At 41.2% G+C, this 18,273-nt stretch carries 15 protein-coding genes; 11 read left to right on the top strand and 4 right to left on the bottom strand.

The genetic code is table 11. The features are described 5' to 3' along the window. Window positions 1–4: 4 nt before the first annotated feature. Window positions 5–253 carry a hypothetical protein gene (locus RM049_RS28995; protein ID WP_322706638.1) on the bottom strand — a complete coding sequence of 83 codons (249 nt, stop codon included), beginning with the start codon at window positions 251–253 and terminating at the stop codon, window positions 5–7. On the opposite strand from RM049_RS28995, the gene RM049_RS28990 reads away from it, so the two are divergent. Genes RM049_RS28990 through RM049_RS28980 form a run of 3 tightly spaced genes read left to right on the top strand, consistent with a single transcriptional unit; the run spans window position 240 to window position 1,934 of the window. Then, a complete protein-coding gene (locus RM049_RS28990; protein ID WP_322671549.1) occupies window positions 240–872 on the top strand; it encodes a ParA family protein in 633 nt (210 codons plus the stop codon). The genes RM049_RS28995 and RM049_RS28990 overlap by 14 nt on opposite strands. 2 nt (window positions 873–874) lie before the next feature. Next, window positions 875–1,516 (top strand): hypothetical protein, encoded by a 642-nt coding sequence (locus RM049_RS28985; protein ID WP_322706637.1) that lies wholly within the window; start codon window positions 875–877, stop codon window positions 1,514–1,516. Between the two features lie 28 nt (window positions 1,517–1,544). After that, window positions 1,545–1,934 (top strand): tautomerase family protein, encoded by a 390-nt coding sequence (locus RM049_RS28980; protein WP_322671547.1) that lies wholly within the window; start codon window positions 1,545–1,547, stop codon window positions 1,932–1,934. Window positions 1,935–2,294: 360 nt separating this feature from the next. Here RM049_RS28980 and RM049_RS28975 read toward each other — a convergent pair whose 3' ends face one another. Beyond that, window positions 2,295–3,188 carry an alpha/beta hydrolase gene (locus tag RM049_RS28975; protein ID WP_322706636.1) on the bottom strand — a complete coding sequence of 298 codons (894 nt, stop codon included), beginning with the start codon at window positions 3,186–3,188 and terminating at the stop codon, window positions 2,295–2,297. A 391-nt stretch (window positions 3,189–3,579) separates the two neighbouring features. On the opposite strand from RM049_RS28975, the gene RM049_RS28970 reads away from it, so the two are divergent. The 7 genes from RM049_RS28970 to RM049_RS28940 all read left to right on the top strand — a co-directional run bounded on the left by RM049_RS28970 (window position 3,580) and on the right by RM049_RS28940 (window position 13,670). Continuing rightward, entirely contained in the window at window positions 3,580–3,891 is a 312-nt protein-coding gene (locus RM049_RS28970) for a BMC domain-containing protein (protein WP_322690840.1), read from the top strand. A gap of 81 nt (window positions 3,892–3,972) precedes the next feature. Next, window positions 3,973–4,320: a carbon dioxide-concentrating mechanism protein CcmK gene (locus RM049_RS28965; protein ID WP_322676799.1), complete on the top strand. Its 348-nt coding sequence runs from the start codon at window positions 3,973–3,975 to the stop codon at window positions 4,318–4,320. A 1,111-nt stretch (window positions 4,321–5,431) separates the two neighbouring features. Then, entirely contained in the window at window positions 5,432–6,619 is a 1,188-nt protein-coding gene (locus RM049_RS28960) for a HetZ-related protein 2 (protein WP_322671544.1), read from the top strand. Between the two features lie 260 nt (window positions 6,620–6,879). Continuing rightward, window positions 6,880–8,148, top strand: coding sequence for a pilus assembly protein PilB (locus tag RM049_RS28955; RefSeq protein WP_322706635.1), 1,269 nt, complete (start codon window positions 6,880–6,882; stop codon window positions 8,146–8,148). 189 nt (window positions 8,149–8,337) lie between these two features. Then, window positions 8,338–9,021 (top strand): Crp/Fnr family transcriptional regulator, encoded by a 684-nt coding sequence (locus tag RM049_RS28950; RefSeq protein ID WP_322671542.1) that lies wholly within the window; start codon window positions 8,338–8,340, stop codon window positions 9,019–9,021. Window positions 9,022–9,130: 109 nt separating this feature from the next. Further along, window positions 9,131–11,245, top strand: a complete 2,115-nt coding sequence (locus RM049_RS28945; protein WP_322706634.1) for a hypothetical protein — start codon at window positions 9,131–9,133, stop codon at window positions 11,243–11,245. Window positions 11,246–11,390: 145 nt separating this feature from the next. Beyond that, complete coding sequence (locus RM049_RS28940) at window positions 11,391–13,670, top strand: pentapeptide repeat-containing protein (protein ID WP_322706633.1); 2,280 nt, start codon at window positions 11,391–11,393, stop codon at window positions 13,668–13,670. 7 nt (window positions 13,671–13,677) lie between these two features. On the opposite strand, the gene RM049_RS28935 is transcribed toward RM049_RS28940, so the two are convergent. Together RM049_RS28935 and RM049_RS28930 are read right to left on the bottom strand one after the other, a co-directional pair. Continuing rightward, entirely contained in the window at window positions 13,678–14,952 is a 1,275-nt protein-coding gene (locus RM049_RS28935; RefSeq protein WP_322706632.1) for a DUF2201 family putative metallopeptidase, read from the bottom strand. Continuing rightward, on the bottom strand, window positions 14,949–15,950 hold the full coding sequence (locus RM049_RS28930) for a MoxR family ATPase (protein ID WP_322706631.1): 1,002 nt from the start codon (window positions 15,948–15,950) through the stop codon (window positions 14,949–14,951). The genes RM049_RS28935 and RM049_RS28930 overlap by 4 nt, the downstream gene beginning before the upstream one ends. A gap of 426 nt (window positions 15,951–16,376) precedes the next feature. Here RM049_RS28930 and RM049_RS28925 point away from each other — a divergent pair, with 426 nt between their 5' ends. Continuing rightward, window positions 16,377–18,158 (top strand): M61 family metallopeptidase, encoded by a 1,782-nt coding sequence (locus RM049_RS28925; RefSeq protein ID WP_322706630.1) that lies wholly within the window; start codon window positions 16,377–16,379, stop codon window positions 18,156–18,158. The last annotated feature ends 115 nt before the right edge of the window (window positions 18,159–18,273 follow it).

Genomic DNA, 18,273 nt, shown 5'->3' with positions numbered 1-18,273 from the left:
CATGTTACTTAAGGTTACAGAAAGCGGTATATTCATCATTGGGGACTAGAGACTGGAAACTGGGAACTGAAAAAGAAGATAAAGAGGATAATAATAACTCTTGTACAGACGCGATTAATCGCTCTTGTACAGACGCGATTAATCGCGTCTCTACTCCTAACTCAGCACTCAGCACTCCTAACTCAGCACGGGCTAAACGCCCCGCTACCGCTAACAAAAGGCAGCATCGGAAGTAAGCAGTGCCAAAAATCATCGCTATTCTCAACGGTAAAGGAGGAGTCGGTAAAACGACTACCGCAGTCAATCTGGCTGCAAACTTTGCGAAGAAAAAAAAGGTGCTGCTGATTGATGCAGATATTCAAGGTTCTGCCAGTTGGTGGTTTGGGCGCAGTCAGCAGGGAATGGGATTTGATTTATCTCAAGAAACAGATCCCGCACTTTTAGGTGATTTAGCAAAGATAACAGGTTACGATTTAGTAGTGGTGGATACACCTCCCGCGCTACGCTCTGAAGCATTAGTGGCGGTAGTTGCGATCGCAGATTATCTAGTTTTGCCGACACCCCCATCTGCAATGGATTTAGCAATCCTCGTGGAAACAGTCAAGGAAGCCGTCATCCCTGTGGGAACCCCCCATCGGGTATTGCTCACCAAAGTCGATACGCGCAGTCTGGGGGAAGCACAAGAAGCAAAAAACACTCTGACTCGCTTAGGTATTCCTACTTGTAATACCTTCATCCGTGCCTATAAAGCTCATGAACGAGCAGCACTTGAAGGTGTAGCGATTACTCAATGGCGAGGCGGAAATGCACGGGAGGCGGAATTAGACTACCGCCGTGCAGCTGATGAATTACAGCGTGATTGGAGAAAATAATAATGGCTAGGAAACAAAGTCTCTCTGACTTACTACAAGAAGAGGCACAAAAATTTACACCCCCAGAAGGTGAATCTGCGATCGAGGTTACAGCCGAAAAAATAGCCGAAGAACAGGCTGCATCTGATGAAGAATCGTCAGCACAAACACTTGAGCCAACTTCTACTAAGCGCACAAGTCCCACTAAAGCTGATTTAGAAGCAAATGTCAAAGAGTTGACAAGTAATCTAGAAACAAGCCACAAAAAAGAAGCATCTCTTGAACAAGAAGTCGCTGATTTGCAATCAAAATTATCTAAACAAAAAACATTTGTATCAGAACAAAAATCATTACTAGAACAGCTAACAAAAGAACTTGATGAGACCAAAAAAACAGCACTGCAACTTGCAGAAGCAAATTCCCTGCTTATAGAAGAAATTAATTCTTTAAAACAAAAAGCAGAGCCAAAAGTAGAACAAAAAGTACAAAAGAAATCTAAACTTGTTGTCAAAGAAACTAGCGCGATCAGACCAGTAAAAGACCACTACAATCCACTTAACTACAAAAAATCACATCGGTCATCAGAAACACTCGCTCAAAATCAACCACAAAATCAGCCGAATGAGTATCCTGATAGTTCTAATGAGATGTGGTTACTTGACTAGAGTCAGTTCATCACTTAGTTAAAGGTTAATGGTACAAATCAAAATCTATGGCACTGCTTCATTTATCCGTCATTATCGCAGTGCCATTTCTGACGCAATTCATTCTTGTGTTGTTGAAGCTCTAGTATATCCTCAAGATAAGCGTGTCCATCGGTTCTTTCCTCTAGAAACCGATGATTTCATCTACCCTTTAGGACGTTCAGAGAAATACATCATCATTGAGATTAGTATGTTTGAGGGACGCACTATTGAAACGAAAAAGAAACTAATTAGGTTGTTGTTTTCTTGCTTATCTGAACAAGTTGCAATTGCACCTATAGATATAGAAATCACGATTACAGAAACCCCAAAACACAACTGGGGTATCCGGGGAACAACAGGAGATGAATTAAACCTAAATTACCAAGTGCAAGTATAAATCTTTTGAGCTTGTAAGGCATGTATTGTGATGCCCATACTAATCTGATTTACTCATATAAAAATCTCATGTCTACCTACTAAGTAATAAACTGCTATCTTTTTACAAAACAGGTTTGCGATCGTAGCTACAGAGTTTCCTAAAATTCTGTAAAAGTAATACCAATTTGAAAAAAAATGCGACAAATAGATCGTCTGTAGAGAAGCGATTCATCGCGTCTTTACCCCAGGATGTGTTGCAATCATTAATTGAATTGGTATAACACAATTAAAGAGAAAAATAGTAGCTATGACAGAAGCCATTAGCAACAGATGAAAAACTTTCTAGATCGGCGTTAGAGAAAAATTATTGAAAGTTGGGCTATCTTTCAACTCGAAAATCTAAAATATGCTGGGCAGTTATTTGTGGTTGTTCCAAGTGTGGGAGATGACCACAATCTTGAATCCACTTAAGAGTACTGTGTGGAATTGCCCTTTTAAATCTCATGGCATCCTTAATACCCAAAATTTTATCAGAATCGCCCCACAAAATTAGTGTTTGTTGCACAATTTTTGATATGGCTGTGAATCTAAAAGCACTGTAACCACCACTTTTAGTGAAAGAAATCAAAGCTTGATTCCAACTCGGCATTTGTAAGTGCAATGCGCCACAAGATAGTGCATCAATAGAGGCAAGAGTTTGATTTTTGTATCCAATGCGAGAAACGCGATCGCGCACCTTCATATTACTCAAAAACTGAGTTGCTAAATAATCCAACGGGGGAAACATGAATTTGCTCAATGGCGAACCACCCGCTAACCCCGCACTATCAATTAACACCAGCTTTTTTACCGCTTCTGGGTAAGCCAATGTAAAATCAATCGCTGTGGCACCGCCCATCGAAGCGCCTACTAAAATTACAGGTTGGTTAATTAGGCTTTTCCAGAAATAATAAAGATGGGTTTTAATTGCAATTGGGCTATAGGCAATTCCTGAAAGTCTATCTGTAAATCCAAAACCCAACAAATCCACTGCCCAAGTTTCATTATCTTCAGAAAGTAGTGGCAAAAGCCGCCGAAATTCTAATACAGAACTGTCAAAGCCGTGAATTAATAAAATTGGAGTTCCACCACACCCTTGCTTGACAAATGTTGTGGTAACTGCTTGATTAGTTAAAGGAGTAGCGATCGCAGTTGTTTGAATACTCCGAGCTAGTGCGATCGAAGTAGGTTCTGTAAGTTGCCCAACTGCCGTAGGAAGAAAATTCGGAAACATAAATTTCAGTTTATCGTACTAGTACAACACGGTGGAAATAAACCACCCATTCCAAATCAATGAAATGCTTATACTGTATTCATTTTTAATTTTTAATTTTTAATTCTGCCTTGCGGTACTAGTTTGCTTCCACCCATAACTAATTTTGTTAAACAATAAAGTTACACAACCTAAGATGCTGAAGTATTATTTGTAATATATTATTTGTAATATATATATAAAACATAAGGCAGGGACTATCAAAATATTCTAACTCCCAACAGACATGATTAATCGCGTCTCTACTCCCCCAAAAAATATGGCATCAAAGAAAGTTTCCCAAAATGTCAAAATTGGGACTAAAGCCACGTACAATTAAAATCGCTTATCCCTTAATCCAGGAGCTAATGCCATGCCAATGGCGGTTGGCGTAATTGAAACTTTAGGTTTTCCGAGTGTCTTAGCAGCAGCAGATGCAATGGTCAAAGCTGCCGCAGTTACAATTGTGTATTATGGTCAAGCGGAGAGCGCTCGCTTGTTAGTCGCCGTCCGGGGACAGGTTTCTGAAGTAAATAGAGCTGTTGAAGCCGGAATCGTAGCGGGTGAGGAAGTAAAAGCTGGTACAGTAATTACCTACTACATCGTTCCCAATCCCCCAGAAAATGTCGAAACCATATTACCAATCCATTTCACCGAAGAATCAGAACCTTTCCGCATCTTCTAAGCAATTTTGCTATCAAAATCTGTAGCGAAGCTTCGTACAATTAACTTGTAGCCCCCAGTTTGTTCATACAGGAGATTAATAATGTCATTACAGGCAGTTGGAGCACTTGAAACTAAAGGTTTTCCTGCGGTGCTAGCAGCAGCAGATGCTATGGTAAAAGCTGGTCGAGTTACCCTTGTTGGTTATATCAGAGTAGGTAGCGCTCGTTTTACAGTTAATATTCGTGGTGATGTTTCTGAAGTAAAAGCCGCTATGGCTGCCGGTGTTGAAGCCGCAGAAAATGTTTACGGCGGTACACTTGAATCTTGGGTGATTATTCCTCGTCCCCATGAAAACGTTGAAGCTGTTCTACCAATTGGTTATACAGAACAAGTCCAAGGTTATCGAGAATCTGTAGAAAATCCCATTGTTAGATCGAACAATCGATAGATTTAACTTCCTGCGGGGGAATTCAAAACAAAAACTTCCCATAAATGAATTTAAAGAGAAGTTTTTTGTCAGGCTTCTGACTATCAAAACTTTAGAGGATTACATTCCTTCTGTTTTTAGATTTTGCATAAGTTGAATTTTGAAGCAGAAAGAAAGCAACAGTCAGAGTCAATAGTCAAAACCAATATTGACTGTTGACTGTTCATTTTTAGAAATATAAAAGCTTTAAGAATAACTTACCAATATGAAAGGTGTAGTTGTGACTGAAGCTAGTTTAAAAAAGATAAATTTACTTATAAATCCCTGCTATCATTTTATACAACAAATTTCCAAAAATCCTTTGAAGCGCTAATTACCGTATATACACTTAATTAAATCAATAAATTTTACAAAATATAACTTAATACGATTCAGTGAAAGCCCGATCCTCTTTCAAAAGTAGGGAATTCAGCCAATTTTTTCAGAGGGATTAGGGAATCTTCCAAGGCAAAATCTCATCAACACTAAGAGGATGTTTAAAAAGTATTTTTGGTAACATTTAAGTCTCAGAAACCTAACCCCCCTAGCCCCCCTTCCCTACAAGGGAATGCGGGTTTCAAAGCCTCTCTCCGCTTGCCTAACGGCAGGCTAACGCCAACGGGGAGAGGTTTGGAAGTGGGGTTTGTAGTATACTTTGCGACTTTTCAAACAACCTCTAAGTATATTGAGATTAAACTAAATATTATATGAAGTAAGGGTTTGTACAGAGTCGAAACTTATACTAGTGGAATAACGTCCAACTTTGAGTTAAATTAGATTCGTTCCTCGGATCTGTTACAAAATGTCAGATTTACCCGATCCATTTTGTGAAAGGTGTATCCTCCACACTTTAAGCAGATTTCTGTTCTCAACTAAAAAAACATAACTTTACAAAAAATTTAAATTGGCAGAATGCCCCAAATGCTTGATACATAGTAGGTTTGGACTTTTTAAAGTAAAAGTAAAACATCAATGTAGAAATTTCTGCATAATTTTAGTGAATCTAGACGTAATAAAAGTAGAATCACTGAGCTATTTTCATGAAACTCATGAAATCTGGGGCAGCTGCCAGTTAAACAATTAGGTGGGACGAATGGGGGTTGTAATGCAAACTTCAAAATTGAGTTTCGAGGAATGCAATCTCATTATGACAATAGATGTGGAAAAACTGGCTCTAGATTGGCAAAAGCGCTTGGCTGTGGAATGTCCAGACCAAAATGAAGCCGCAAGGCAAAGCATTATTCTCTGGCTGCTGGGATCTGACTCAAAACGGTTCGATCTGTATAATCCTAAAGAACTAGATATCGCCAAGCAAGCGATGGAATATCGCTGGAGGATTTTACGTCAACGCTACTTGGGGTTGGGGCGAGAACGTGCTTATCGCAACTTGATAACCCGATTGGGGAGTTTAGTAACATTACGGAATAAAATTCAGACTTGGGTTTCCCTCAGCCGCGATCGCCAGCGTAGTGTAATGGATGTATTACAAGAAGTACTCCAAGAGTTACTGCAAAACGACAGCCAGATGCAACAGCAAATGGCTGATATTGCCAAATATACAAGTGATAGACGATTGGGAGATGCTCTGCTATTTGCTAGTTTAGAAGAATATTGTTTGCGGCCAGTAAGGAATCAACCCCTATTAGCTTATCGATTTGTAAATTATTTGCGTCGCACTCAGCGCGGTGGTTTAACCCAAGTGCCAGGGCGTGATCTGGTTCGCCTAGTCTCAGAAGAAGTTCTTACAGACGACAGTGACAATCGAGTTAACTTAGTCGATAGTCAGGCGATCGCAGAATATATTGAAGCACAACAACTAGAGGAACAACAGGGGCTGCGCCAGTCAGTACAAAAAGAATTTGAAAATTATTTACAAGAAAATCTTGGCACAGAAGCAGTGGAATGGCTACGGTTGTATCTACAAGGTAAGTCCCAAGAAGAGATCGCCAAAAAACTGAATAAGCAGACTAAAGAAGTTTACCGTTTGCGAGAAAAAATTAGTTACCATGCTGTACGTGTTTTTGCCCTCAAAGGCAATCCAGAACTCGTAGACAACTGGCTCTCAATTTCCTTGCAAGAACATAACTTGGGATTAACCCAAAACCAATGGCAGCAACTTGATGAAAAATTGACTCCTCTAGGGCGGCAAATCTTAGATTTGCGCAGAGCAGGTAATTCAATAGAAGCCATAGCCGAACAGTTAAAACTCAAAACCCATCAAGTGCTAGGCGAATGGACGAAAGTCTATCTTGCAGCCCAAGCTTTAAGAACCCAAGAGTAGCCTGTAGTGGAAAATGGAGCATAGGGAAGTGGGGAGTGGGAAGCAGGGGAGAATAATTAATACCCAATGCCCAACGCCCAATGCCCAATGCCCAATGCCCAATCTTCAGTATTATCCCCAGTCCCTAATCTAAAATTCATACTTTACTTACATTTACTTAAGTATATATAATTGGAATTTTAACAATTTAACAAAGTATCTTTATTAACTACCTATTGAATTAGAGGCAAAATATAAGTAAACACCAACGAATCAAATCTATGTTGTCTTCAAAGGGCGAACTAAATGATACCGTAGCAAATGGACAGCAAATGCCAACTGCCGCTCAAACTAGGTGGGAGCAAGAAGGCGATCGCGAACAAATGTTCCACCTAATCGATCATCTTTTGTCCTTTGAAGCTTGCCTCTACCACCAGATTTTACCCTTTAGATTAGAAGACAAAAACCTCTTGCTAGGTATGGTTTATCCAGAAGAGAGCGAAGCCCTAGATTATGTTGGTCGCATTTTGTCTTATATAAATTGCACAATGGTGATTGAGGCGATCGCAGCCGATGCTCACCGCAGAATACTATCAGCCTACCTCAATCATAAGAATATATCCCAGCTAGATGCCCAACAAGTGCATCAGCCAACAGTGGACTTTTCCCCAACAAATAGCCCAGCTACGATTACTGACATACCCAGTCCTTCTCTAGATGCCGACTCAGAATCAAATCAACAACCAGTATTGACGGTGTTTCAGACACAAAAGCGCCAAAATTCTGGACAGCGGGTAGACTTGCCTCCTATCCCAGAGCTAGACCAATCATCTCAAACTACGACGTTCTTCACCCCTATTTCCAGAACTCAGTCGGGAGAGGATTCTGAACCCACATCATCCAACAATTTACCTATTTTTCCCACACAAGCTTCCCAACTACTGAATCCGATTGAGTTGCTAACAACACTGCCACCAAAAAAATTACTAGAAGAATTACTAGGGCGAATTTTTGCTGGGGGAATTGGTCGGCTGTACTTAGAAAGACAAGCTTACGAAGGCAGAATATTGTGGAGTGACAATGGAGTTTTGCAGTCTGTATTAGACAAACTGCCGCTCTCAGTTTTTCAAGGAGTATTGAATGAATTAAAGCGGTTTGCTTCCCTGCCTGTAACCACGCTTGCAGAACCAAAACAGGTAGAAAAGGAATACGTATATCAAAAAAACCGCTTATTATTACGCTTGCGAGTCATGCCGGGAATCTACGGCGAAGAGGCAACACTCCAAGTATTGCGGGGAGCAGCATTAAAATTCTATCAACAACAACAATTGACGCGTATAGGCCGCGATGCTTTAGGAATTTCTCAACAACTAAGCATTAAGTTACATGAACTACAAGAACAACTTTTACTGAATCCTAGCCTTGATTCTCAGCAATTAGAGGCTTTAGTTACCCTGAATCAATTAGTGAAAAATTTAGACCAACAGATCAAAATACTGGCACTAGATAGCAATCTACCAACAAAGAGTAAATCATCAGTCAGTAGGTGAAAACGCTGATTTCGTTCGCATACATAATTGTTATGTTGTAATGGAATCCTAGACTGATAAAGCTTAGAGATTCATCTCTAAATAAATACAAATTTTGCGATCGTATTCTGAGTAAGATTACGGTTTAGACAAACTTAATAGTAGCAAAGTTAGTTACCCGCTCTTGAATCCTATTGTTGCAAATATTTCATGCTAACTGAGGTTTTTAGTGAACTTTTCCCCTTAATGAGTACAGCCAATCCACAGACATTGGAATGGCTACTTAACGTTGCAATTGAACATGAATATCCATCTGGGCGAGCCGTTGTGATGGAAGATGCTTGGGGTAACGCCGTTTACTTCGTGGTTTCTGGTTGGGTCAAAGTCCGGCGTACCGTCGGGGACGATTCAGTAGCTCTGGCAATTTTTGGTCGTGGCGATTTTTTTGGAGAAATGGCAATTTTGGATGAATCTCCACGCTCAACCGATGTCATTGCCCTTTCATCAGTGAAATTGCTTAGTATCTCCAGAGAGCGGTTTATTCAAATATTGTTTAAAGACCCACAGTTACATCACCGGATGTTGCAACTGATGGTGCGGCGATTGCGACAAATTAACCTGCGCCTACAAATGCGGTCTTCACCACCAGCAGTTAAACTCGCCCATACCCTAGTGAGTTTAGGCGAAAGTTATGGTCAGGAATCAGACTTAGGAAAAGAAATTTTTAACATTCCCTTTAAAGATTTAGCAGAGGTGACAGAAATTGGTGTTGAAGAAACTACCAAAATCATGGAAAAGCTGCATGAAAAAGGATGGATCAAAATTGATAGCGCCAACAACATCACTTATCTTGTGAACTTCAAACAGTTGATGAACTTGGCTGGCAAAGTGTAATTGTTTTATTTATTCAGGGATACAAATTTTGGTATTAAGTAAGTCAACCGACAAGATGCTTCGGTTGACTTGCTTATTAGAGGTGTAAGTAGTTCACAAATTTAGACCAATGGATCACACCACTCCACCCCTGACAAAAAACGTCACACAGGCACAATTATTAGCAGCAGAACCTAGTACTGACCCGGAACTGTTGCGGGAACTGGCATTATCTACCGACAAAATAACCCGTCAGTCCGTTGCAGGCAATCCTAACACCCCAGTTGATGTCCTATTGCGTTTGGGAGCAGAATTTCCGTCCCAATTGCTAGATAATCCTGTATTTCCATTACTACTTTTGGAAAATCTCAATTTAGTTGCAGAAATTCCCTTAAATACTTTGCGAAGTATTCTTAGACATGAAAATGTTCCAGTATATATTTTGGAACAAGTAGCAGAGAAGGCGGACTTGGAAGTGCAACTGGCACTAGTTAACAATGTCCAAACTCCTAAAGGTGTATTGAATCGATTAACTCAAAGCCGACATCCTCAAGTTGTGGAATCTGCTTGTTTACACATCAATCTGGCTGGAGAATTAACAGAGAAATACGAAGAAAGAATAAAAGAAGTAATTCAAGGAATCATCCCTAACGCTTACAAAGCCGATACTAGCGATCTTGTAGTTCTAGCTCAGATTTGCCCAATCCCAGAATTTATCGTTGAACATTGCATAAAGGACTTTAGCTACAAAGACTTTTTATGTAGAAAACTTGCTAATTCTCCTGCCACATTTCCTAATTTTCTCAAACACCTAGCCAACCATAGTGATGGTTGGACAAGGGGCAAAGCAGCCGAAAATCCCAATACTCCAACAGAGACTCTACGAAAATTAGCCACTGAAAACCAAGTTACATTTTCTCTTGTTTGTAATTTCAATACACCTGCTGATATTCTGGAGAGCTTGAGTACAGATCAAAACCCAACAATTCGTATTAAAGTCGCTGAACATCCTAATACACCGCTAAATGTGTTGAAAGACCTAGCAAACGATCTAAATATACACGTTGCTAATGCTGCGACTAAGGTAATAGGAGAACTACAAGGGGAATATACTGCTGAAGCGGTTAGGAAGAATCCTAAAACCCCTCCTGATGTGTTGGAAAAGTTAGCGCAAAAAGACCCCCGGACTGTTGGCGAACATCCAAATACACCGCCAGAACTGCTCTTAAAATTTTCCAAAAGCGTTGATGAACGACTGCGTGAATCTGTTGCTGAAAACCCCAATGCATCAGTCAGCATTTTAAAAGAGTTAGCTCAGGATGACTCTTCTATGGTTCGTTGTGGGGTTGCCAAAAATCCTAATACACCAATAAATCTTCTGTTTAAGGAATTAGCTAGAGATGCATGGGTAAGTGGTGCGATCGCTTATCGAATGTCAAGTGAAAAATATGGTAAATACCCTGAAGCAGAGAGTATCTTAGATATCCTAGCAGAAGAAAGTACCAGTCCCCTCGAAACCATTTTGCAGCGATTAGCACAGGAGGGAGGAGAAGCGGCTCGTCTTTTTCTCGCTCGACGCTTTGATTTGCCTGTTAATTTTCTCACACAGTTTGCTGAATCAACTGAAGTGAATGTGTGTGAGGGTGTAGCACAAAACCTCAACACCCCTGTAACCTGCTTAGAAAAACTAGTTCAATCACCAGCAACAAAAGTTCGTGAAGCAGTAGCCCAAAACCCGAATACGCCAATTAGTATACTGGAACAACTAAGCAAAGATAAGAACTATGATGTTCTGTTGCACATTGCACAAAAAACTAACCTATCACCAGAGATTTTAGAAGAACTAGCGGGTAGTAAGTACTCAGACCAAGTGCGTGAAAAAGCAATGCTGAATCCCAGCTTACCAAAAGAGGCTGTAGAGCGTATTCTTTGTGGGGAATATGCTACACATTATTTGAAACTGAATCCTGATTTTTTATCTCGTCATCCTGATAGCCTTGCTGTGACGCTCAATTATTATGCCAAGTCCGAGTTTCCCTTAGTTAGCTTTATTGCTTTAAATCAACCCCAGATTTCACAGGAATTACTACAAGAAAAAAGCCTTTCTATCTCCTGGTTAGAACGGCTAGCCGTAGCTCAAAATCCCCAAGCTATTCAACAAATTCTCACTCAACTAGCACAAGACAGCAATCAGCTAGTTCGGGCAGCAGCAAAAGATAGATTGCAGGATCTCTCCTCATCTTAAAATTCATACCATCCATTTGAGATTTTAGACCAGGAATTACCCTCTACCTTTTCTAAATCTCCTCTAACTCTCTGCGCCTCTGCGTGAAAATAAATTTACCCTCTTAATCAGCAACGCCATTTTATCTTCACACTCAAACATTATTATGCTTCCAAAAAAACATACTTTAACATCATTCCGAGAAATTGGCGGTGCTGAGGGATTACTAGCAGCTTATCAACTTGGAGAGCGTGATTTCACTCAGGTTAACCTCGAAAATACTAACCTTAGTCAAGCCAACTTAACAGGAATTAATCTAGAAAAAGCTAATCTCAAAAATGCAAATCTTTACCAGACAAATCTGAGCAAAGCCAATTTGATAGAAGCAGACTTGCGTGGTGCAAACCTGACTCAAACCAACTTAAGATGCGCTCATCTCAATAGTAGTGATTTACGCCACGCAGTAATCAAAGAAGTTGATTGGTATCGAGCTAATCTCAGTTGGGCAAATCTCAGCGAACAAGACTTGAGAGGAGCCAATTTAGCAAGAGTTGATATGCAGGGCGCTGATTTGAGTGCAGCCAATCTAAGTGAGGCCAATCTCAACGAAGCAAAGTTAGATGCAGCTAACTTGAAAGGTGCAGTTTTGGTAGGAGCTAATCTTTGTTACGCTTATATGCCTTGTGTTCAGTTAGTGCAAGCCGACCTCCGAGAAGCTGAATTAGTACGTGCCGATTTAACAGCAGCTAATTTAGAACAATGTGTTTTAGATCGGGCTAATCTAAAGCGAGTTAGACTACGAAAAGCGCAACTACAACAAGCTAGTCTCCAAAAAGTTTATTTGCAGGAAGGTCAATTACAAGCAGCAGACTTTACAAATGCCAACTTGCAGAAAGCAGATTTATCTAAGACTGAACTAGAAGGAGCAATTTTAACACGGGCTGACCTGCGAGGAGCAGAAATTGCTCAAGCAAAGCAGGCGGACTTGGAATTGGCAATTTTGGGCGAACTGAATGAAGTAATTAAACACTCTCTACATTTAGAGCTAAAGCTATGCGGGTCATCTTTTGCCTTCAGTCCCGATGGTGAGATGCTGGCATATACTGAGTCGAATGAAAAGATTACCTTGGTTCATTCCAACACTGGCCAGCAAATTAGTCAGATAAATATCCAATCAGAACCAGTTGTCTCAGTCGTTTTTAATGCGAATGGACAAAAGCTTTATGAAAGTTTTTATGTGAATGAGTTGAAATTATGGAATCCGTTGACAGGTGAGTTAATTCAAAATCTCAAAAACCATTCTGTTAATCTTACTTCTATTGTATTGGATGGCAATGCCCAAAGTATAGGCATGATAGGTACAGGAGAACCCTTTGAGTTAATTAACGTTGGTCATGAAACACGGACTTTAAAGGGTTATTCTAGCGGTATCCTCACTCAAGCACATAGCCCAGATGGGCAATTCACCGCCCGAAGTGCGCCGGATGTAGACGGTCAGATTGAACTGTTAGACAGACAAACTGGTAAACAAATTTGCCTTCTCATCGGACACAGAGCAGCAGTGCAATCTCTGGCTTTTAGCCCTGATAGTCAGACCCTAGCCAGCAAAAGCGCTGAAGATTTTAAGCTGTGGCAAGTTACAGAGAGAAAGGAAACATATAGTTGTTTGCGATCGCAACGCACATACTACCCTACTATTGCTTTTACCCAGCCGAATAATCAATCCAATCCAGTTTTAATCAGCAGCGATTTCTACGGTGAATTTAGACGTAGAGATGCTACTTTAAGTGAAAACGACAGACAGAAGTGGAACTCTCAAGGAGGAGGTTCATCTTCTGCTGCTAATGTTACTCTGAGCGCAGATGGAAAACTACTGGCAAGACGCTATGACCAGCAACCAGTACAACTGTGGAATTTACAAACTGGTGAGGAATTGGGTGTTGTAAATTTAGGTGCTGAATATGCCAATCCATTAGCACTCAGCTCGACTGGAGATATTCTTGCAGCTGGGTATGAGGGAAAAATTGCCCTGTGGGATGTAAAAACAAACACAATAATTTACACTTTTACACCTCACTCTAATTGGATGAAACAAATTGTATTTAGCCCAGACGATCGCATACTTGCCAGTGGGGCTTACAACGGTAAAATTAAGCTGTGGAATGTGCAGACAAATTGTGAGATCAAAACTTTGGAAACATATTCTTCCATTATGGATTTAGCATTCAGTCCATCACAGACAATTTTAGCTAGTGTCAGTAGCGACGGTACCATCAGACTCTGGGACTTGGAGACAATGGAAGAAATCCACAGCTTCAAAAGCGATCAACAAACAATGATGGATAACCTAATCAATTTAAAATTTAGTCCAGACAGCAAATTGTTAGGGAGTAGTAACAAAAACAGCCTTCGATTGTGGAAATTGACGCGAACATCGCAATTATAGGCATTTTTCAAACCGACAATAACCGCACCGCTTCCCCAAATGGAAACTCCGCTAAAGTCAAACCACCAGGAGTTACCACCCACAACACAGGTAATTCCGGTACTTTATCGGGGAAAGTACCATAACCATCTGTTAAATAAATACAAACGCCTTGAGTTTGCCCATCCCAACTTTCTGCAACTTTCTCAAAAAACGGTACAAATGATGTGCCGCCGCCGCCTTGAGGTTTTGGTAGAGTCAAATCAAGATTGAGTTTGTAGGGGCCGTAAGCTTCGGCATCAACGTAATAAAGCTCACATTTTAAATGAGGATAAGCACTCAAAATTCCCTGCACCTCGCCTAAAAACATCCACAATTGCTCATTATCAATAGAACCGCTAGTATCTACAGCTACATATACCTCGACATTTTCTGCTTGTAGAGTTTCCAAATACAGTTTCCGCCCAATAAAGCGGCGGTCAAATCCTGCAAAGTCAGTAGGTGTCTGTACTAAATAACGCCAAAGGTAACTACGCCAATTAATTTGAGCAGTAGTTAATGCTCCCAATTCCCGTTCTATCCCTGCTGGTAGTAAGCCTTGATTAACTGTGCGAGCAATAACAGCAGCTTGTTGCAAAGCATTGCGCCAGTGTGCTTCTAAAGCTGCTTTTCTTGCTTCTGACAGACTATCGCTGTTTGTGGAAGAAGTTTCAGCAGCCGGACGGGCAAAGTCGTTAGGGTGTGCTGTCTTTCCTGCTTCCTGAGCATCTCCTGCCTGATTTTTGGTGTCATTGTTAGTCACATCTGAAAAGGATGAGGCATCAAAAGGGGCTTCATTGAGTAGATCGGGATGCAGTAGTTTTACGGACTCATTAGTATTCTTTAATAGTAATTCATAAATTTCTTCTACACTCAAATGCTCCAGCTTAGGTTCTCGCAATCTTCCTGGAGGCAATTCAAATACACCCTGTTGGCTAATAATGCCATTGGCTACAATATCTGCGGCAATATTCCACAGTTCCGCTTCCCGCACACCCCGGCGCGGCACATGCAGCAGTGCAGCGTGTAACACTTCGTGCAGTAGCAGTCCATCCTGTTGAGTGGTGGGTAAAGAAAGCAAATACTCTGGATTAAAAAAGATATCTTTACCGTCAGTGGCAGCAGTTGGTAATTGCTGCGAAGGAATGAAGCGAGCAAACAATGCCAGGGTAGCGAAAAATGGCGACTTCATCCGCAAACGCAGCACAGAAGCACTGATAATCCGGGAGCTATTTTCATAATTCATCTGTTCTGTCTCGCTCACAAACCCATTAGCTGTTGAAAATCTTTCATAAACTGCTGCAATTTTGCGTCTTTCTGGACTAATTGCGCCAAAACACCCAGATGTCCTCTACTCCGCATGACTCGAAATAAATCCACAGCAAACAACTGCACCCATTCGGCTGTTGCAACTTGACTTAGCCAAATAAAAGCGTTGTAAGCTTGATTTGCGTCAGCAGCCCGCACTGTTAAACCAATTGCTGTGGCATACTTAGTACTTGGTTCTTCAGGCCAGGGAATGCGATCGCCTTTACCTGCCAAAATAGGTGTCAGATTCGGTAGTGTCTTGTAAAGTTGAATAAAAGCCTGAAACTCAGTTGCTGTAGCCACCCCCACCGCCGGAGTGATATCTAATTCTGCGTGGTGTAGGACACTTGCCATTTCCCAAGAACGAGGTGAAGGCCAAGCGGGTTGCTGGGGATCGATTTTGTGCAACAATGTGGGGCGAAAGGAAAGAAAGGCTATTATTTGCTCGTGTACGCCTGTTTCTAAAGCATAAGCTTTGAAGCTATCAAAATCAGCTTGTGCCTCTAGATGTAAAAACCTGTTTGCTAAAGGCGTAGGCATATCAAATACAGCTGCACGGTCTTCTTTACGGTTGCCAGCAGCCCAGACAAACCAACCTGATGGTACAACGTAAGAGCCGACTTTTCGATCTAAAATCAACTGTTGAGCGACTCCCTGCATTGCTGGCGGTGCCATATTTAGTTCATCTAAAAACAAGATGCCTTTACCGTCACGAGGGAGGAATTCTGGTGGATACCACTTGGAGATACCATCTTCGGCAACAGGTAAACCGCGCAAATCGGTGGGCGCAAGTTGACTGAGGCGGACATCCACAAACTCGATATCATACTCTTGAGCTATCTGTCCGACAATGCTGGATTTGCCAATGCCAGGAGGCCCCCAAATCATCGTACTAATTTGCAAGTTTTTACGGATCAGGTTGTCTAAATATGCTTTTAGATCGGCAGGTGTCATGGATTTTCGATTTTCGGTCAAAGCTCAGAAGATAGAACCTCAGCTTCTAACGAGAAGTAAAGGATACGGGTATTATATTTGAGCATTTCCAGGTACAACCTAGAAACTAGATTTTAAAAGTGTTTTATTACAAATGGGTTTTCTAATCAGAGAATCTCCGCCAGTAAGGATTTTTGGTGCGTTGGCGTAGCTCATTGTAGACATCGCAGACTGCTGAATATGGCTGAAATACTCAAATAGCCTGTAGTAATTATGTACAATGCATAAGTAGTATATTAGTTATGCAAAAGAAATAAAGTGTAATCTTTATTTGAGAAAAAGCGGATTTATCCGTGGAGTCAAAACTTACAATACTGTCTTTTCTACGAGATGCAGTGCGATCGCACTGCATCTCGTAGCCTATTAACAATTATCTCAGCAAACAAGATGACTGAAGCAACAGCAACTCGTCCCAATACCTACATCGAGGGAACTGGGCCAATGATTCATTACCTGGTGGCTATGCCTCAACCAGAAACCCATCTGTTTGAGGTGACTTTACACCTTGTCGATTATCCCTTACCGATTCTTGATTTAAAATTGCCCGTTTGGACACCAGGTTCCTATTTAGTCCGAGAATACGCCAAGAATTTACAAGATTTTGAGGCTTTTGCAGAGAATAAGCCTTTAACTTGGCGTAAGCTTGGTAAAAATCATTGGCAGATAGACAAAATAGATGTTTCAGAATTAACTGTACGTTACCGCATTTTTGCGAATGAGCTATCGGTACGAACAAATCACTTAGATATCACTCACGGTTATTTTAACGGTGCGGCACTATTTTTTAGAATACCTGGCTGGGATAAGCAACCCATTCGCGTCACTATTGTACCACCACAGCCAAAATGGCAGGTAACTACTGCCTTACCACCCGTTGCCGAGGAAACAAATACTTTCTTGGCTAGCGATTTTGATACTCTGGTGGATACTCCCTTTGAAATTGGTTCCCACCAATTGTATAAATTTGAGGTATTAGGAAAACCTCATGAATTGGCAATCTGGGGACAAGGTAATTACCAAGTTCAGCAAATGATTGCTGATATCCAAAAAATTATTCAAGTAGAAGCGCAGATGTTCGGCGGTTTGCCATATCAACGATATGTGTTTCTGCTACATTTATTTAACCAAGCTTTTGGCGGTTTGGAGCATAAAAACTCTTGCTCCTTAATTTACCAGCGTTTTGGATTTCGCGCTCAGGAAAAATACGATCGCTTTATGCAATTGGTAGCACACGAATTTTTTCACTTGTGGAATGTGAAGCGTATTCGCCCAAAAGCATTAGAGGTTTTTGATTACGACCAAGAAAATTACACCCCATCATTATGGTTTTGTGAGGGTACTACTAGTTACTACGACTTGTTAATTCCTTTGCGGGCGGGAATTTTTGATGTTCAGTCGTATTTAAATAACTTAGGTAAGGAAATTACCAGATATGAAATGACACCAGGGCGGAAGGTGCAACCCGTTTCCGAGTCGAGTTTTGATGCCTGGATAAAACTTTATCGCCCGGATGCCAATAGCGGTAATTCCCAAATTTCCTACTATTTAAAAGGAGAAATGGTATCGTTATTGCTGGATTTGCTGATTCGCTCTACTCACAACAATCAGCGCTCCCTTGATGACGTGATGCTGAAAATGTGGCAGCAATTTGGGCAAGATGAAATCGGCTATACCCCAGAACAGTTGCAAGAAGTTATCGAATCTGTTGCTGGAATCGATTTGACTGATTTCTTTAAACGCTACATTGATAGTACTGATGATTTGCCTTTCAATCAGTATTTAGAACCCTTTGGCTTGCAGTTGGTAGCGGAACAGCAAGAAGAACCTTACCTGGGCGTGAGAATAAATACAGAAAATGGGCGGGAGATGATTAAGTTTGTGGAAACTGGTTCACCTGCACAAGTAGGGGGAATAGATACAGGTGATGAGTTGTTAGCAATTGATGGGATTAAAATAACAGCAGGTAGCTTAAGCGATCGCCTCAAAGATTACCAACCAAACGATACCATTCAAGTAGCAGTTTTCCACCAAGACGAACTGCGTACCTATTCCATCACCCTAACGTCACCACGCCCCATTCGATATCAGGTGAAGCCTGTTGATTATCCTAACTCCACCCAGCAACAAAACTTTGCTGGATGGCTTGGGGCTGCGATCGCAACTGTTTAATTAAGGGGCATGGGGCATGGGGCATTGGCAGAAGAGGCAGAGGGGAAAAACTTACTGAACTTCTCCTCTGCTCCTCTGCTCCCCTGCTCCCCTGCTCCCCTGCTCCCCTGCCCCC

The organism is Nostoc sp. DedQUE04 (genome assembly GCF_034530995.1).
Taxonomy (GTDB): domain Bacteria; phylum Cyanobacteriota; class Cyanobacteriia; order Cyanobacteriales; family Nostocaceae; genus Nostoc.
This window is presented reverse-complemented; position numbering and strand designations above follow the sequence as displayed.

Excerpts from the sequence above, each read along its gene's own strand:
- RM049_RS28965 (WP_322676799.1), top strand. The coding sequence starts at position 3,973 with ATGTCATTACAGGCAGTTGGAGCACTTGAAACTAAAGGTTTTCCTGCG.
- RM049_RS28950 (WP_322671542.1), top strand. The coding sequence starts at position 8,338 with ATGCTAACTGAGGTTTTTAGTGAACTTTTCCCCTTAATGAGTACAGCC.
- RM049_RS28940 (WP_322706633.1), top strand. The coding sequence starts at position 11,391 with ATGCTTCCAAAAAAACATACTTTAACATCATTCCGAGAAATTGGCGGT.
- RM049_RS28930 (WP_322706631.1), bottom strand. The coding sequence starts at position 15,950 with ATGACACCTGCCGATCTAAAAGCATATTTAGACAACCTGATCCGTAAA.
- RM049_RS28925 (WP_322706630.1), top strand. The coding sequence starts at position 16,377 with ATGACTGAAGCAACAGCAACTCGTCCCAATACCTACATCGAGGGAACT.
- RM049_RS28970 (WP_322690840.1), top strand. The coding sequence starts at position 3,580 with ATGCCAATGGCGGTTGGCGTAATTGAAACTTTAGGTTTTCCGAGTGTC.
- RM049_RS28960 (WP_322671544.1), top strand. The coding sequence starts at position 5,432 with ATGGGGGTTGTAATGCAAACTTCAAAATTGAGTTTCGAGGAATGCAAT.
- RM049_RS28985 (WP_322706637.1), top strand. The coding sequence starts at position 875 with ATGGCTAGGAAACAAAGTCTCTCTGACTTACTACAAGAAGAGGCACAA.
- RM049_RS28995 (WP_322706638.1), bottom strand. The coding sequence starts at position 253 with ATGATTTTTGGCACTGCTTACTTCCGATGCTGCCTTTTGTTAGCGGTA.
- RM049_RS28980 (WP_322671547.1), top strand. The coding sequence starts at position 1,545 with ATGGTACAAATCAAAATCTATGGCACTGCTTCATTTATCCGTCATTAT.
- RM049_RS28955 (WP_322706635.1), top strand. The coding sequence starts at position 6,880 with ATGTTGTCTTCAAAGGGCGAACTAAATGATACCGTAGCAAATGGACAG.
- RM049_RS28945 (WP_322706634.1), top strand. The coding sequence starts at position 9,131 with ATGGATCACACCACTCCACCCCTGACAAAAAACGTCACACAGGCACAA.
- RM049_RS28975 (WP_322706636.1), bottom strand. The coding sequence starts at position 3,188 with ATGTTTCCGAATTTTCTTCCTACGGCAGTTGGGCAACTTACAGAACCT.